Here is a 15,858-nt window from a genome sequence, read left to right on the forward strand (position 1 = left end):
TTCTAATCTAATGTTGCATTTTTTAACCTCAACGCATTTGCAATAACAGAGATTGAACTAAAGCTCATTGCTAATGCTGCGATCATTGGGGATAACAGCAATCCAAAAAAGGGATAAAGTACCCCGGCAGCAACCGGAACTCCTAAAGTATTGTAGATAAGTGCAAAAAATAAATTCTGTTTGATGTTTCTCATCACCTTTTCACTTAATCTTTTTGCCTTTACAACTCCTTGCAGATCTCCTTTTACCAAAGTGATCTTTGCGCTTTCTATAGCTACATCGGTTCCCGTTCCCATGGCAATTCCTACATTAGACTGTGCTAAAGCCGGGGCATCGTTAATCCCATCGCCTGCCATGGCAACTAATTTTCCTTGATCCTGGAGTTTTTTCACTTCATTCAATTTATCTTCAGGTAACATTCCTGCTTTAAACGCAGATAGGTGAAGTTTATCTGCTACAGCCTGAGCTGTCTTTTTGTTATCTCCTGTTAACATTATAACCTCTATCCCATCATCCATCAATTCCTTTATGGCTTGGGCACTTGTTTTTTTAATAGGATCTGTGATAGTAATATATCCCACAATTTTATGGTCCACTGAAACGTAAGAAACTGTTTTACCCTGCTCTTGTTCGCTCTCAACCTGATTCTTAAATTCTGAAGTTATCTCTGCATTCTCCTCATCCATCAACTTATCATTTCCAATAGCAACTTTTTTTCCATCAATTTCCCCAGTCACCCCTTTTCCAGTAACCGAATTAAAATTGACGGCTTCATTTAGGCTCACATTTTTATCTTTCGAGAAATTCACTGTTGCCTGTGCTAGTGGATGTTCACTCATTGAGTTCACAGAACCTACAAATCTTAAAACCTCATCTTCAGAATAAGAAGATTTTAATGAAACTACTTTTTCTACTGAAGGCTTTCCTTCAGTAATAGTTCCGGTTTTATCAATAATAAGCACATCTACTTTATCCATTTGCTCTAAAGCCTCAGCATTTTTAATAAGCACTCCATTTTGTGCGCCTTTTCCAACACCAACCATCACAGACATTGGGGTGGCTAATCCCAGAGCGCAAGGGCAGGCAATTATTAAGACTGCAATAGCGTTTATCATGGCATAAGCATACGAAGGTTCTGGACCATATATTGCCCAGATAACGAAGGTGATCACAGAGATCAACACTACAATAGGCACAAAATAACCTGAAATTCTATCGGCTAATTTTTGAATTGGCGCTTGGGATCTACTGGCATCATTCACCATTTTTATAATTTGAGCCAATAAAGTTTCGTTTCCAACTTTTTCGGCTCTCATAGTAAAGCTTTGGTTTCCATTAATAGTTCCAGAACTCACTTTATCACCTTCAACCTTATCTACTGGAATAGGCTCACCAGTAATCATTGATTCATCTAGGCTACTCTGACCCTTTTCAATTGTTCCATCTACAGGAATTTTGTCTCCAGGTTTTACACGTAAGAGATCGCCCACCATAATTTGATCTGTTGGTACTTCTTCCTCCACCCCATCAACTATTCTATAGGCTTTATTTGGAGCGAGTTTTAAAAGTTCTTTTATAGCACTATTGGTTCTGCTGTGGGCTCTGGCTTCTAACAGCTGTCCCAAAAGCACCAGCGTTAAAATAACGGTAGCCGCTTCAAAATAAACATGTACAGTACCCATTTCCGTTTTAAACTGATCTGGAAAAAGGTCTGGAAAAAGCAATCCAAAAACACTAAAAACCCAAGCCACACCTGCACCTATTCCAATTAAGGTGAACATATTAAGGTTCCAAGTAATTATAGATCTATATGCTCTTTCAAAAAACATCCAGGTAGCATAAAACACCACAGGAATGGAAAGGCCTAACTGGATCCAATTCCAGGTTTTCATATCCAACCAATCATAAAGCGGGTTTTCTGGTATCATTTCAGACATCGCGATCAAAAAGATTGGAAGGGTAAAAATTACTGCGATCTTAAATTTATTGAGCAGCTTCTGGTAAGTTTTTGCTTCTGCAGAAACATTTGCTTTCATTGGCACTAGGTCCATTCCACAAATAGGGCAATCTCCAGGCTCATCTCTTACGATCTCTGGGTGCATTGGACAAGTAAATCCTTCCCCCTGCCCCCCTTCGAAGGAAGAGGATCCCATGCTGAATTCTTCTACAAGGTCCATCCCGCAAACTGGACAGTCTCCAGATTCATTATAGGTCTTATCCCCTTCACAGTGCATCGGGCAATAAAAAGTTCCTGTTCCTTTTTCATTGGTTTTAGAAGACCCATTCTCCTTTGTGTTTGGAGCTTTTCCTTGAGGATAAATCTGATAGGTTCCTCCTTCTTTCTCTAATACCTCTTGAAATTTTTGAATCTTAATGTGAGATTCCATTTCTACAACGGCTTCCTTCTTTTCAAGATCTACTATGGCTTTAGAGACTCCTTCTACAGCGTTTAGAACTTTTTCCACATGTGTCCTACAACCATTACAAGTCATTCCTGTAATATCATAAGTATGACTCATGATTTTTCCTGGTTCATGTATCTTATAACCTCCTCCATCTTCTTTTAAAGCTTTTTGAAACTGACTCAGTTTTACGTGAGTATCCATTTCTATTTCTGCTTCAGCTTTTTCCAGATTTACAGTAGCATCCTTTACACCCTCAACTTCTTTTAAGGTTTTTTCTATGTGAGCTCTGCACCCGTTACAAGTCATTCCAGAGATAGTATAGCTATGTTTCATGTCTTCTAAATTCAAGAAAACCTAGACGAATCCAGGTTTTAAACTAATTAAATTAATAGTTTTTATTAAGCGGCATAGGCCTCGCATGCTTTTGCACATTCGCGGCATGCTTGTGCACAATCTTTACAATGTTGTGTGTGATGTTTCTCACATTCCTCTGCACATGAATTGCAAACCTGTTTACAATAATCTACTAGACCTTGGACATCTTTATAGTTAGTTGCCAAAATTTGACTTAAAGCCGCACAGGCTTCTGCACAAACGCGATCTCTGCGAATGCAATCTACCATCATTTTCACATTGTCTTCATCTAGGCAAGCATCTGCACAATAATTACAGTGGTTAATACAGTTTCCTAAGGCTTGAATCAACTTTTCATTTCTCATAACTCTGGTTTTTAGGTTTCTACTCAAAGTTACCTATTATAAAAACTAAAGACTTTTAATATTATGGAAAGATTTTATGAAAATATAGGAAAATCAAGAACCTCGGGGCAAGCCCACGTGGTATGTCCCGATGGTTCGGGAGGAAAATACTTTTAAAAGTTCGAGGCAAGCCCGCCTGAACCTATCGGGCAGGCCTCGGGGAACCTGCCCAGCCGGTCAGGCGGGTTAAACCCTCAATGAGGGATTAAAAGGTGTCCAGTGTATTTCTTTCCTTTTTAGAAGTTTTATACTGAGAAGGAGTAGATCCAGTGATCTTTTTAAATTGAGTAGAAAGATACGCGGCACTTCCAAAGCCTAATGTATCTGCAATTTCGGTGATGCTGAGTTCATCATATTCAAGCAATTCTTTTATGCGCTCTACCTTGAGTTCATTTTGATAAGTCTGTATACTTTTCCCCTCAGTCTTAGAAAATATAGAACTTAAATGGCTGTAATCGAAATGAAGTTGATTACTTAAGTTCACCGATAAGTTTTGATTATTTTTAAGCTTTTCCTGAAAGATATCATTTAAGATAATCGCCTTGATTTGCTTTACTATACGTTGATTTTTTTCTGAAATAACTTCAAAGCCAAGCTTTTTGAATTCCATCTGAAGATTTTCTGTCTCGATTGAATTGATTGGGGTGTTAAGCTCAATAGTTCCTAATGTAATATTATTATAGGAGATATTATTTCGATCTAAGATATCACGAACTGCATGGATACAGCGATCACAAACCATGTTTTTAATATGTAAAACTTCAGTTTTCAATTTTAATATTTGAGTGGATTAAAAGCACTGACCTTAAACTGAACTTGTATATATAAATTATATTAACAAGTCCAGTTCAACATCAACTAAATATTTTGAATCCGTAATTACATAATTACATCTTCAACTCTACCACATTTAAGCATTTTGTCTCCAAAATATGGATTTCTAATTTCTTTTGAAGTAGAGAACCAATAACCACCTTTACCTTCAAAAGCCATAGGGCAAAATTGTTTATAAATCTCTCCGGATGAAACTGCTACAGATAAAACTACTTCCATTCCCTTAGTCATTTCAGTAAAAGCTTCACGTTGTTTATTAATGTCTACAGCTTCAACCATCCGTTGTGTAGTGTCTAGCAATGATTGTTCTGCATTAATAACCTTTAAACTTTCTAATAGCATTTCTGCATTTTCCTTAACTTCTTTAGTATCGGAATTTACCAACGCAGTTTTTACCCCAAGATAATGCTCAAAGGATGTTCGGGTGTTGGTGTCCTCAAACTGTACCTTGGATAACTCCTCCACATCTAAAATCTCAGCAGATTCTTTTGGCATTTCCATTTCATCTTGTTGAGTTTTAGTAGCATCTTTATCTTTGCTTTCTCCGCAGGAATAAAACCCCAAACTGGCAACCATTACGATAATCAAAGAACCATTTCTAACTTGCTTTTTCATTTCTTTTACTTTTTTTATTTCTATTCAAAACTTTTCTAATACTTGGTGATGAGGTAAACCATAGGGTAAAACCACTTAAAACTGTTAATAAACCTAAAAGGGAAAATGCCCTTAAAATAATATTGTTAAAATTGTCACGCCCTTCATAATCCATAGTGTGTGTCATCCATAGAAAATCGAACCAACGCCAATCCCGATGTCTTATACTTTCAAATTTACCATTTTCTACAGCAACATACGCCTTAATATTTTCCCAAGACTTATAAGAGATCACATAAGCAGGCAATGGCTTCCCTCTGTATTCATGATGCTTATCTGTATCATTTATTTTTTCGATATTTGAAACCTCTAGCTCCTTTATAACATGCTTATTTGCCACGGCCATAGCATCTTCTTGAGATAATCCTTCAATTTTTGTTCCGCTTATAGCATTGAAGAGGCTAGTTTCATTTATCCAATAAAAGGGTTTTTTACCAATCTCCATTAATTCTAAAGATGCTATTTCTGAATTTAGTTGAAGCAGAGATGGACTTATTAAATTACTAAAAGCAGCTTTTTCTACGTTTGCTTTAAGAAACTGATCTCCATGAATTTCGTCTATATCTGTCCAGCTAAAATACAAACCACTAATTGACCACATTAAAAACTGAATCCCGATAAATAAACCCAGATACCGGTGTGTTTTTCTAATTTTTTTAGCGGTGTGTCTGTTTACCATTTTAATTAATTTATTTAGGATTTAAATAGTCCTTAGCGATAAAAAGCGAGTGCGAAATGTCTTATATACCTAGCACTTCTCTCCAAAATTAATTCGTTATAAAAGATGAAGTCCCCGTGAAATATATCCCGGAACACTTCATCTTTCCTACTATTCCTAATAAATAAATTAGATATAAGTAATTGAATCTCAACTACTGCTTTTTGTTATTTTTCATTTCAGCCTGATGGGCTTTCATTTTAGCTTGCATTTTATCCATCATTTCTGGATTCTCATGTAAGAACTGTATCATTTTATCCATCATCTTTTCAGCCATCTCCGGGTTCGCCTTCATTTCAGCATGCATATTTTGCATCATAGCTTCTTTCATAGCAGGATCTTCCATCATTTTAGCCTTCATTTTATCCATCATCTTCTTTTGCATTTCCGGATCCTTCTCCATTTTATCCTGCATCATTTTCTTCATTTTTTCCTGCATCTCAGGATTGGCTTTCATAACTTTCATCATTTTGCCATCCTCCATCATTTGCACATGATCTTTCATAAGCCATTTATCACCCTCAGCTGAATTATGAACAACTTGCATGAAATCCTTAAATTTGGTTTGATCTGTAGCTATTTCTTTATAAACTTCATTTCTAAATTCATTTTCTGCCAAAGCTTCAGATGCTGTTTGCGTACTTCCACAGCTTACTGTTAGTAAACTTAGAAGTGCTACCATTGATACTCGAAATACATTTTTCATAATTTTAAATTTTAGTTAGTCATTAATAATATTTAAACTCATTTCCTTTCACAAAACATTTCCTTTTTTTGTCCGGTATGTCTTATTACAATTTTGTAGGGCTAATTTGGAGTATAATTTCTAGAAGAGGAATGTGTCTTTAAAATTTTCCAAGATCCATCTACTTTTTTAAGAACAGAAGTTGCCACTCCCTTTTTACTAATAATTTGTGCCTTTCTATTTTTCTCCTTATTAGGCTTTAGATCTAAGGTGTAGATATAGGTTTCTGTAGTAAACGCATAAGGAAGATCTATTTGAGCATCTATAATATAATCTGAAAAGGTGAAACTATTAAAATGACTCAGTTCTGGCCCAATGTGATTTTCTATATAATTTGCATAAGTACCTTCAGCCCTACCAGATTCAAAAACCTGCGAATCTTCAGAGAACAATTCCATAGTCCCTTCTGTGGAAAGATTTTGAAAGGCATTTTTATATTTCTTCATATGAGCTATTACCTCATTCTTTTCCTTTTCTACATCTACCTCTACCGCTTCAATTTCCATTGGCATTACCTCTGAGCTGGTATGCTTGGTTTCTTCCTTGCAGCTATAGATTCCTAAAATTATAATGAGTGATAATAGTAAAAATAGATGCTGTTTAAAAATACGATTAGTTTTTTTCATTTCAAATATTGAATTTATTGATTTTAAAGATGAAAACATTTTTATTGGTTTAATTGAGCACTAACATTTATTACATGAAATACATAAAATCCTATTTGGGAAAGAAGATCAACTAATTAATCGAACTTATATTCTTCTTCCCCTTCTAGGACTTCTCTTAGCATTTAACATCAAATACTATCAAGAACTTTATCTATCCAATTTAAAACTAATTCCTTTTCGGAATCTGAAATTTTGGCATCCCTATGTATTAATGTATAGGATTCTAAAGGCATTTCATTCTGCTCCACCTGTCTCAATATTGATTTTAATTTACTCTTTTTACGTCTATCAGAATAATCTCCAAATTCATTGAAGTTGAGTTCTTCCTTCCCATGCTTTATATGATCTTCTAAGTACATGGCTGCAGGCTGAATCTTATTATACCAAGGGTACGCAGTGCTGTTGCTATGGCAATCATAACATGATGTGCGCAATATGCTTTCTACCTCATTTGGCGGATTGTTAGTTGTAATAAAATCTGTTACAGGTACAATATCACTTTGGTTACGAGTAGTGGGAATAAATTGAATTCCTATAAGCGCAACCAAAGCAATAATTCCAATTATTTTTAAAATTTTGATCACTTAGATCTCCTTTTGCAAAGACCCACAAGTAAGCATTTTACTACCATAATAAGGGTTTTTGATCTCCTTAAATTCACTCAACCAAATTGCTCCTTTCCCATCATTATACATTGGGCAAAAGTCTTGGTACAAAGTTTTGTTAGTTCCAGTTATGGCTATTAGATCTGCCACATCTTTACTTAATATCTCGAAATGCTCTCTTTGATGGTCCATTGCACTTTCTGCAATATGCTCCGCATGTTCTACAGCATCTACTATAATATCATTCAGTTCTTTTTGCTCTTCTTCAGAATAACTTTTAACATCAAATGCTTTTAAAGCACTCACTATTTTTTCCCCTGAACTTGCAGCTGCTTCTGTATTATCTGCAACCAATGCATTTTTAAGTTCTAAATAATTCACAATAATAATATCGGTTGCAGATTTATCTTGATCAATTGCCATATTATCAGATGAATTCATTGAGGAATTATTCATTTCCATATTATCATGTTCCATCTCCATATCGTCTTGATCCATTTCGTGATCATCTTCTTTCTTAGAATCTCGGCATGATGTCACGGTGAAAGCTATTATTGCCAGTAGCATTACTCCTAATATTGATTTTGATTTTTTCATTTGTTTTCTTTTAAATATTACTGATAACCTTTTTTAATTTTTTCGTAATTTCTTCTGCTATATCTTTTAATTCTGAATTCTCAATAGCTTGCATAGAAGCTAATGGATTAACGGCTGCAATTTCAATAGAATTGTCATCGAGTTGCTGCACAATAACATTACATGGCAGCATAGTTCCTACCTTATCTTCCGCTGTTAAAGCCTTATGTGCATAAGGGGCATTACACGCTCCCAAAATTCTATAATTCTGAAAATCTACATCCAGCTTCTTTTTAAAAGTAGCTTTAATATCGATATCGGTTAAGACACCGAATCCTTCTTTCTCTAATTCTTTGGAAACTTTCTCTATGATTTCTTCAAAATTCCCTTTAACTGTTTTATTAAAATAATAATTCATAATTATGATTTTTAAAATTTGTATTTAAATTAAAACCTTATAGATAATCCCCCACCGGCACCAAATCTGCTATCGTAGCTCCCCATTAAAGAGAAATTTTTAGATATAAAATATTCAAGCCCTGTGCTCCAAGTCTGTTCTTTTTTAAAATTATCACCTTCAGGAAGCTCATCTACCCATCCAAAATCTGCCTGAAATTCATATTCCCCAAATAATACCAATCGTGGAAAGATCATGATTTCCCGGGCCAGGCTTATTTGAGGCCTCAACTTATTATCTACACGAAGGTCGAGGGCAAACATATAAGGAGTAAAATACCGGATACCCCCAATAGCCGTAGTACTGAGTTCTTCCATGCTATTTTCCATTTCGTTCTCTACATTCACACCACCAAACAGTCGTACCCAGTCATTTAAATAATATTCATAGGTGAATTCTGCTTCTATATTTTCATTCCATCCGTATCCAGCTAGGGCAGTAAATTGATTCCTGATATTGGAACTCACCACATTTAATTCTGTCATGTGGGATGCAGCATCTAGCATTCCCCATGTATAGAATTTATTGGTTTCTCTTATAAGATTGCTTACTGGGTAACGTTTCATTCGTTCATCTCGTTTAGTATCATAACTAATTATCCTTGCCATACCTGAATCCAAGTGATACAAAATGTGGCAATGGAAAAACCAGTCTCCATACTCATTTCCATAAAATTCAATAGTTACCTCCTTCATGGGCGGCACATTAACCGTGTGTTTTAAGGGTGAATATTCCCCGTTTTCGTTTATTACCCTGAAAAAATGTCCATGAAGGTGCAAAGGGTGGTGCATCATCGTAAGATTATTAAAAGTGATGCGGGTAACCTCATCGCCTTTAATTTTTATCTTATCTGATTCAGCTAAAGGCACCCCATTGAAGCTCCAGATGTAGCGAGCCATATTACCAGTTAAATTCAATAGAATTTCAGTGACAGGAATATCTTCGTCATAACTTGTCTTTTCAGGAGATTTCAAATAATCATAATTATATTCTGAAAACATACTCATGCCATCAGATTCTTCCATTTTCATATCTTTCATCCCATCCATCGACATATTTTCTGTAGGAGAATTAACCATTTTCATGGTATCCTTCTTCATTTCCATTTTCGAATCATCCATTCCAGACATCGTGGAATCTTTTTTCATTTCCATCTTAGAGCGATCCATTTTGGAATGGTCCATCCCTGTCTTAGAGGAATCTTTCTTCATCTTCATATCACCATGGTCCATCCCATCCATTTTCATTCCCCATTTTTCCTTTAGTTCATATGGATCTGGGTTACTAGGATTAAATTGCAAAGCAGGAGCACCCATTTTCATTTTCATCTTAGCCATTTTCTGCATCATCCCTATCTTATCGGGTCTTGCTACTTCGGGCGCCGGAAGTATTCTCCCGGTCCCAAGAAAAGCAGAGGCAGTACCCGAACCATCCTGTGCCATAATTTTGAATTCTATTTTCCCATCATCGGGGATGGTCACGATAAAATCATAAGTTTCAGCAACAGCAATAAAAGTTTTATTTTTTTGAACCGGCACCACATCTTTCCCATCAGCAGAAACCAACGTAGGCATATTACCTCCAAAAGTCATCCAAAAGGAAGTTGATGCTGCACCATCTATTATCCTTAGCCTTACCTTTTCACCGGGTTTAAACTCAGGGTATTCTATTCTTTCTTCTCCATTTATTAAAAATGCAGGATAGTATATATCAGCAATATCTGCCCCTTCCATTCGCTGTCTCCAAAAATCGACTTGTGCACCCAAAGCACCTCTTGCAATTACCTGGTTAAGAGGAGTTGCCGTTCCTTTTTTGATATTGTACCATTCGGTTCCCCTTTTCAGGAATCTAAGGACATCCTTGGGTTTTTCATTAGTCCAGTCTGAGAGCAACAGTACCAGATCTTTATCATAATCCAGTAGCTTTTCTTTTGGATTTATCAATAAAGAACCATACACCCCGCTTTGTTCCTGCAACATGGTATGCGAATGATACCAATAAGTACCATGCTGTTTAATTTCGAATTCATACTTAAACGTTGTTCCCGGCATAATGGGTGGTGTGGTAAGATAAGGGACACCATCATAAAAATTAGGTAGTAACATGCCGTGCCAGTGAATGGAGGTTTCCACATCCATTTTATTTTCCACATAGATCACAGCATATTCCCCTTCGGTAAATTCGAGGGTCGGACCGGGAATACTTCCATTTATGGTCATTCCCATTACCTCTTTTCCTGCTTTATTTACAGACTCCTGATTTATCGTGATTTTATATTCCTTTACCGGAAGATTATTAACATTTCCTTCCACCGAAGCTTCCAGTTCATTCTGACAATATCCTGACAATCCTGTAATTAGGGCTAGAATAAATAGGTGTGTTTTCAATTTCATATTATTCTTTACTTAAAATGACTATTCTAAAGTTCGAGATTATTAACTTAAGTAAGTCAAGGTTTTTGTATAAAAAACACCATCGATATTTAGATTTCGATTGAGATAGCATGTGTGACCAATCTAATTTTTAGAGATGCTATTAATATTTATTCATTCTCCAATCTTTCGATCATTCTTTTCATTTCAGTTATTTCCCTTTTTTGGGTTTTTATAATGTCTTCTGCCAATTTCTTCACCTCTGGATCTGATATAGCTGCACGTTCACTCGTTAAAATCGCAATGGAATGGTGTGGGATCATCGCTTTCATCCAAAGCACATCCCCAATTATTGGACTTTGAGCCCTTACCAATCCTAATGCACCTAAAAATAGCACCAAGCTCCCTGCATAGATCGCAATGTTCTTTTTCTTGTTAGTATACATGTTTAGCATAAGAGATAGCATTATAACCGCCATTGCAGATATACCTAAACAGCTCATATAAAATCTTGTAAGACTCAAATACACATGATCAATTGCATAAGTGTTTAAGTACATTGTGATATACATAGCCAGAAAGGATAAACCAAGCATCAGGAAAAACTTAGCGTAATTATTTCCATTCATTTCGTGTTGCCCTTTTTCTTGTGCATTCATATTGGTTAGTTTCTGGTTATCACACTAAAGTATTGTAAAACTGCCTCTTAAGTTGTTAATATTTTGGATACTATCTATATTATTTGGTCTAAAGAATTCCTAAAATTCTCATTTAAGCCTTTATATTCTGTCAAACTCATGCCTGTTTCATTCTTAAACTGACGAGATAAATAATTCATATTATTATAATCTAAAAGCTGACTTATCTCTGTGAAATTATACTCCTGAGACTGGACTAATTCCTTTACTTTTTCAATCTTCAGTTTTATAAAATACTTCTCAATAGTGATCTTTTCAGTAATCGAAAATATCTTGCTGATCTTTGAGTAATCAGAATTAAGATGAGCCGAAAGTAAGTTGGATAGAGTCCCTTCAATTTTAATAGGCAGATTCTCCAATAGGTTGATCAATTCGATTTTAACAGCTTCAGATAGTATTGATTCAGGGCTGCTAATAAGTATAAAACCATTTTCAACTAGAACCTGATTCAATTTCTGCTCATCAGAAATTTCGTCCTCGGTATCTATTATCACTCTTCCTAAAACAACTTCCAAAGTATTTACTCCACTAGCATTTAATTCATTTCTCACCACTTTTATACAGCGGTCGCAAACCATATTTTTTATGTAGTATTCTTTGGCCATGAGTGCTAGTATTTATTAAAATCTCTCTTTAAAAATTTTACTTTTGAAGAACTTCGAATGGGATCTCAATCTGAGAAGTCTCCCAAGCCAAAGAAATCACACCCATATTCTCTTTCTTTTTCTTTACATCATAAACAAGCGATTCTTGGGTTTTCTCTAATTTATTAAGCTTAACATTTGTGACTAGTATGTCTTCTGCTTCACTATACTCATCCTTACCATGCTGATCCCAGTTAGAATTGAACATCACTTTCCAAGACTCTTTTCCCGGAACTACGAAAAATCCATATTTCCCGGCGGGCAAAACTTTACCATCTATCTTCAATGCTTTGTTCGTTTCTATCCAAGTTGCTTTATGAGCCCCTGCCTGCCAAACGGTGTTATAGCCAACCAAACCGCCAAAAACCATCCTGTTTCTAACACTTGGAGAAGAATAATCTATATGCACATGCGCATCTCCAATCATAGCCATAGCACTTGTGTGGGGACTCAATACTTTTTTAGGAGTTGTCGATTCCTGTTTAGTTTCAGAATTCATATTATGATTTGAATGCTCATTTTGTGAAAAAACACCTAAACTAATTAGGGCAATACAGCTTGTTATAATTGTTTTTTTCATGATTTTATCTTTAAAAGTTTAGTACTTGATTTATTGCTAAGAATATTAAGATGAATGAAACTATCCAATAGACCAATCGGACACCCCATTTCTTATATACCGATTCTGGTTTCACATTCCCTACTTGACAACACTTTTTCATTTTATTGTAGTTTTTAATTCCCCGCAGGTTAACATAGCGCTACCGTAAAAAGGATTTTTAACTTCTGAAGAAGCACTCAACCAATCGGCTCCCTTATTATTATCTGCCATAGGACAATGCAATACATAAAGTTCTTTATTAGTTAACTGAAAGGTTTTAACCATTCCAATCATTGTTTCTGAAAACTCATCAAAACTGTTCCTCATCTCCTTAATATCTTTGGCAGAAGCCATTGTATTTGTAGAGGCTAGCAATTCCTTCTGAAAACTTTCCCAGATCTTTCCAACTTGGCTGTTAAATTGTGATTTATTGATGCTCTTTATTTGTTCACCCATTTTTGTATTTAACTTTTTTGCTGAAGAAAAATCGTCTTCTACAAGTGCGTCTTTAAACTTTAAATAATTAGACAAAACAGCTTCAAATTTCTGTTTTTCTTTTTCTGAAATAGCAACTTCAATAAAGGCATCCTCTTTCTCTGTATCTATTTTTGGGTTCATCATACTAGGCCTTCCAGACAACTGTACCGAAGCATCTACCGTAAAAGTACCGTTGCTAACTATTTCGTCACCTGCTAGCAAACCTTCAGTCACTATATAAGAATCCCCTAAAGCAGGGCCCAAAACAACTTCTCTTAAAATAAATTCAGCTCTATCTCCTAGAGTTTCTTTTATATAAACCACAGATCGCTTTCCTGTCCACAATACTGCAGACTTTGGGATGACTATTTCTTGGGTTTCTTTTCCAGAGATGTCATTTACCACTACTCCAGAAGCAAACATTTCAGGTTTTAACTTCCCTTCTTTATTATTAACCTCAACTCGAGCAGAGGCTACTCTGGTTTGGCTATTTATCAAAGGATCTATAAAACTTATTTTTCCTTCAAAAGTTTCCCCCGGTATTGAATTAATAGTATAAGTGATCTTACTTCCTTCTTTTACCCAATTCAGGTCGCTTTCATAAAGATCGAAAAGCACCCAAACCTTGGAAAGGTCGGAGATCTCATAAATTGGCATTCCACGTTCTACATAATCCCCCAGATCTACCATTTTTTCTGTAACAATTCCATTTACATCTGCGCTAATTGGAAATCGCTGAATTGCTTTTCCTGTAGATAAGATCCTGTTGATCTGTGAATCGCCGATCTTCCAGTTTCTCAGCTTTTCTTTTGCTGCTGCGAACAACTCCGGCTGACTCTCTTTAATACTTTCAGCTTGCAGCAATTCCTCTTGCGCAGTTACCAATTGTGGTGAGTATACAGTTGCCAGGATTTGGCCTCTGCTAACTTTCTCTCCGGTAAAATTTATTGAAAGTTGTTCTATTCTCCCCGGGATGTGGGTAGATTGAGAATAGGCATTTCGCTCATCTACTTGTACTTTCCCGTTCAGTCTCAATTCCTTGTTAGCACTTCCCTTTCCTACCGTCATTGTAGTGATGTTTGCCAATTTCATGGCGTCTTCACTCATTGTATAGTTTTCAGATTCTAGATTATCGCTTTTTAAAGGAATAAGTTCCATCCCACAAATAGGGCAATTTCCTGGCTCAGATTGTCTGATTTGCGGATGCATAGAGCAGGTCCAAATCTGGTCTGCGGTTTCCCCAAGGTGATCATGGATTTCCTTGTCTTCAGAATTAGAGTTTGAAGGTTTTAAGACCCAACCAATACCAGCTCCAATAATTAGAGTTGCAATTACGATAAGTATTATTTTTTTGTTTTCCATCTTAATAAGATTATGGAGTTTTATTAATTTCTGAATTTGAATTTACATCGCCAGAAAACAAGTAATCTAACTTTGCACCAGCGATAAATCCGTTTTTAATAGCTTCTATTTTTTGAGTTTTAAGCAACAATATATCTTGATTCATTCTTAAAACTTCTTCGAAATCTCCTGTGGCGTTGCTAAAAGCAGAGATATATAATTTATTGGCTTGCCCGGAACTAAGTAGTTGCTTGTTGTATAACTGAATTAGTTTTTCAGATTTATGATATTCATAAATGGTCATTGCCAGCATACTTTGCAGCTCATTTCTCATAGCTTCTCGCTCACTTATACTACTTGATACTAAGAATTCTGCTTGCTCTCTTGAAGCTTTATATTTTTTTCTGAAAATAGGCAGACTTATAGAGACCATAGGCATGATAGCATCTTGACCATTCCCTTCAGGATTGGCATCTGTTCTTTTAGAAATGATTGAATAATCTACCCCAATACCAATATTTGGCATTCCTTGCTTCTCTGCTACGGTTTGTTCTGCTATATAAGATGCCTTTTCCTTTTCTATTGCCTTCAATAAAGGATGCGATTCCAGATTATCTTCTGAATTTATCTCCATAGGAAGTTCTGAAAGTTTTAAAGTATCCTGAACAAATATGGTTTCTTGAAGATCTCTATTTAAAAGTAAATTGAATTTAGTGCTTACAGGAATCAGCATTTCATTCATAAGCTCAATCTCTGTAATAGCAGCATCTTTATCTATATCTACCTTAACCACATTTACCATAGCACCATCGCCACTTTTGAATCGGCTTAAGGATAATTCCCTGTAAGATTCAAGAATTTCAAGATTCTCCTCTTTGATCTGTATAGTTTCTGAAATTGTGTACAATTCAGCATATACAGATTTTACATCATAGATCAGCTGATTTTTTAAGTCAAGGTATTTTTGAAATTTAGCTTCGGCCATTAAATTGGCGGCATTTTCTTTTGCTTCCAAAGTACCAAACCAAGGAAACATCTGCATTAAATTGAATCTTGCCTCCTGAGCTCCTACTCTGGTTTCTATCATTCTTCCCAGACCGCTCATAGTTAGAGTTGGATCTGGCAAACTTGATACCTGCGGGGAGTTTCTCATTGCAGCTTCAAACTGGGCATAAGAAGATTTCAACTTAGGATTGTTCTTAACTGCTATTTCTAAGTAAGTGTCCAATGTTTGCGAGTATCCCCCCATGCCCCAAAGTGGGAGCAAAAGAAGTAGAAATTTCATCCCTGAAAATCGCTTTTGAA

The 15,858-nt window shown here is 35.8% G+C and carries 16 protein-coding genes; all 16 read right to left on the reverse strand.

Annotation, left to right across the window (positions count from 1 at the left end; genetic code table 11):
• Nucleotides 1-2: 2 nt before the first annotated feature.
• The 16 genes from H033_RS0100075 to H033_RS19235 all read right to left on the reverse strand — a co-directional run bounded on the left by H033_RS0100075 (nucleotide 3) and on the right by H033_RS19235 (nucleotide 15,838).
• Nucleotides 3-2,738 (reverse strand): heavy metal translocating P-type ATPase, encoded by a 2,736-nt coding sequence (locus H033_RS0100075; RefSeq protein ID WP_026836490.1) that lies wholly within the window; start codon nucleotides 2,736-2,738, stop codon nucleotides 3-5.
• A gap of 65 nt (nucleotides 2,739-2,803) precedes the next feature.
• Entirely contained in the window at nucleotides 2,804-3,124 is a 321-nt protein-coding gene (locus H033_RS0100080; protein WP_026836491.1) for a four-helix bundle copper-binding protein, read from the reverse strand.
• Between the two features lie 244 nt (nucleotides 3,125-3,368).
• The gene (locus H033_RS0100085) at nucleotides 3,369-3,935 is read right to left on the reverse strand and encodes a helix-turn-helix domain-containing protein (RefSeq protein ID WP_026836492.1); all 567 of its coding nucleotides are present in this window, start codon (nucleotides 3,933-3,935) and stop codon (nucleotides 3,369-3,371) included.
• Between the two features lie 107 nt (nucleotides 3,936-4,042).
• Entirely contained in the window at nucleotides 4,043-4,612 is a 570-nt protein-coding gene (locus H033_RS20770) for a DUF3347 domain-containing protein (RefSeq protein WP_051227693.1), read from the reverse strand.
• Entirely contained in the window at nucleotides 4,596-5,330 is a 735-nt protein-coding gene (locus tag H033_RS0100095) for a PepSY domain-containing protein (protein WP_026836493.1), read from the reverse strand. The genes H033_RS20770 and H033_RS0100095 overlap by 17 nt, the downstream gene beginning before the upstream one ends.
• 193 nt (nucleotides 5,331-5,523) lie before the next feature.
• Entirely contained in the window at nucleotides 5,524-6,075 is a 552-nt protein-coding gene (locus H033_RS19225; protein ID WP_051227695.1) for a hypothetical protein, read from the reverse strand.
• 101 nt (nucleotides 6,076-6,176) lie between these two features.
• On the reverse strand, nucleotides 6,177-6,740 hold the full coding sequence (locus tag H033_RS19230; RefSeq protein ID WP_026836494.1) for a nuclear transport factor 2 family protein: 564 nt from the start codon (nucleotides 6,738-6,740) through the stop codon (nucleotides 6,177-6,179).
• A gap of 170 nt (nucleotides 6,741-6,910) precedes the next feature.
• Complete coding sequence (locus H033_RS0100110) at nucleotides 6,911-7,363, reverse strand: heme-binding domain-containing protein (protein WP_026836495.1); 453 nt, start codon at nucleotides 7,361-7,363, stop codon at nucleotides 6,911-6,913.
• 3 nt (nucleotides 7,364-7,366) lie between these two features.
• Nucleotides 7,367-7,984, reverse strand: a complete 618-nt coding sequence (locus H033_RS0100115; RefSeq protein ID WP_026836496.1) for a DUF3347 domain-containing protein — start codon at nucleotides 7,982-7,984, stop codon at nucleotides 7,367-7,369.
• Between the two features lie 10 nt (nucleotides 7,985-7,994).
• Nucleotides 7,995-8,381 carry a DUF302 domain-containing protein gene (locus H033_RS0100120; protein ID WP_026836497.1) on the reverse strand — a complete coding sequence of 129 codons (387 nt, stop codon included), beginning with the start codon at nucleotides 8,379-8,381 and terminating at the stop codon, nucleotides 7,995-7,997.
• Nucleotides 8,382-8,410: 29 nt separating this feature from the next.
• The gene (locus H033_RS0100125; protein WP_026836498.1) at nucleotides 8,411-10,813 is read right to left on the reverse strand and encodes a multicopper oxidase domain-containing protein; all 2,403 of its coding nucleotides are present in this window, start codon (nucleotides 10,811-10,813) and stop codon (nucleotides 8,411-8,413) included.
• 149 nt (nucleotides 10,814-10,962) lie between these two features.
• Nucleotides 10,963-11,451 (reverse strand): DUF305 domain-containing protein, encoded by a 489-nt coding sequence (locus tag H033_RS0100130; protein WP_026836499.1) that lies wholly within the window; start codon nucleotides 11,449-11,451, stop codon nucleotides 10,963-10,965.
• Nucleotides 11,452-11,525: 74 nt separating this feature from the next.
• Complete coding sequence (locus H033_RS0100135; protein WP_026836500.1) at nucleotides 11,526-12,095, reverse strand: AraC family transcriptional regulator; 570 nt, start codon at nucleotides 12,093-12,095, stop codon at nucleotides 11,526-11,528.
• A gap of 37 nt (nucleotides 12,096-12,132) precedes the next feature.
• Nucleotides 12,133-12,714, reverse strand: a complete 582-nt coding sequence (locus H033_RS0100140) for a DUF2911 domain-containing protein (RefSeq protein WP_026836501.1) — start codon at nucleotides 12,712-12,714, stop codon at nucleotides 12,133-12,135.
• Nucleotides 12,715-12,852: 138 nt separating this feature from the next.
• Nucleotides 12,853-14,574, reverse strand: a complete 1,722-nt coding sequence (locus tag H033_RS0100145; protein ID WP_034885965.1) for an efflux RND transporter periplasmic adaptor subunit — start codon at nucleotides 14,572-14,574, stop codon at nucleotides 12,853-12,855.
• A gap of 10 nt (nucleotides 14,575-14,584) precedes the next feature.
• The gene (locus tag H033_RS19235; RefSeq protein WP_196809403.1) at nucleotides 14,585-15,838 is read right to left on the reverse strand and encodes a TolC family protein; all 1,254 of its coding nucleotides are present in this window, start codon (nucleotides 15,836-15,838) and stop codon (nucleotides 14,585-14,587) included.
• Nucleotides 15,839-15,858: the final 20 nt, after the last annotated feature.

Source organism: Gillisia sp. JM1, from assembly GCF_000424645.1.
GTDB lineage: Bacteria > Bacteroidota > Bacteroidia > Flavobacteriales > Flavobacteriaceae > Gillisia.

What these genes read in the sequence shown, in the direction of transcription:
- H033_RS0100115 (WP_026836496.1), bottom strand. Translation starts at nt 7,984, where the DNA reads ATGAAAAAATCAAAATCAATATTAGGAGTAATGCTACTGGCAATAATA.
- H033_RS0100130 (WP_026836499.1), bottom strand. Translation starts at nt 11,451, where the DNA reads ATGAATGCACAAGAAAAAGGGCAACACGAAATGAATGGAAATAATTAC.
- H033_RS19225 (WP_051227695.1), bottom strand. Translation starts at nt 6,075, where the DNA reads ATGAAAAATGTATTTCGAGTATCAATGGTAGCACTTCTAAGTTTACTA.
- H033_RS0100125 (WP_026836498.1), bottom strand. Translation starts at nt 10,813, where the DNA reads ATGAAATTGAAAACACACCTATTTATTCTAGCCCTAATTACAGGATTG.
- H033_RS0100140 (WP_026836501.1), bottom strand. Translation starts at nt 12,714, where the DNA reads ATGAAAAAAACAATTATAACAAGCTGTATTGCCCTAATTAGTTTAGGT.
- H033_RS0100075 (WP_026836490.1), bottom strand. Translation starts at nt 2,738, where the DNA reads ATGAAACATAGCTATACTATCTCTGGAATGACTTGTAACGGGTGCAGA.
- H033_RS20770 (WP_051227693.1), bottom strand. Translation starts at nt 4,612, where the DNA reads ATGAAAAAGCAAGTTAGAAATGGTTCTTTGATTATCGTAATGGTTGCC.
- H033_RS19235 (WP_196809403.1), bottom strand. Translation starts at nt 15,838, where the DNA reads ATGAAATTTCTACTTCTTTTGCTCCCACTTTGGGGCATGGGGGGATAC.
- H033_RS19230 (WP_026836494.1), bottom strand. Translation starts at nt 6,740, where the DNA reads ATGAAAAAAACTAATCGTATTTTTAAACAGCATCTATTTTTACTATTA.
- H033_RS0100120 (WP_026836497.1), bottom strand. Translation starts at nt 8,381, where the DNA reads ATGAATTATTATTTTAATAAAACAGTTAAAGGGAATTTTGAAGAAATC.
- H033_RS0100135 (WP_026836500.1), bottom strand. Translation starts at nt 12,095, where the DNA reads ATGGCCAAAGAATACTACATAAAAAATATGGTTTGCGACCGCTGTATA.
- H033_RS0100095 (WP_026836493.1), bottom strand. Translation starts at nt 5,330, where the DNA reads ATGGTAAACAGACACACCGCTAAAAAAATTAGAAAAACACACCGGTAT.
- H033_RS0100145 (WP_034885965.1), bottom strand. Translation starts at nt 14,574, where the DNA reads ATGGAAAACAAAAAAATAATACTTATCGTAATTGCAACTCTAATTATT.
- H033_RS0100080 (WP_026836491.1), bottom strand. Translation starts at nt 3,124, where the DNA reads ATGAGAAATGAAAAGTTGATTCAAGCCTTAGGAAACTGTATTAACCAC.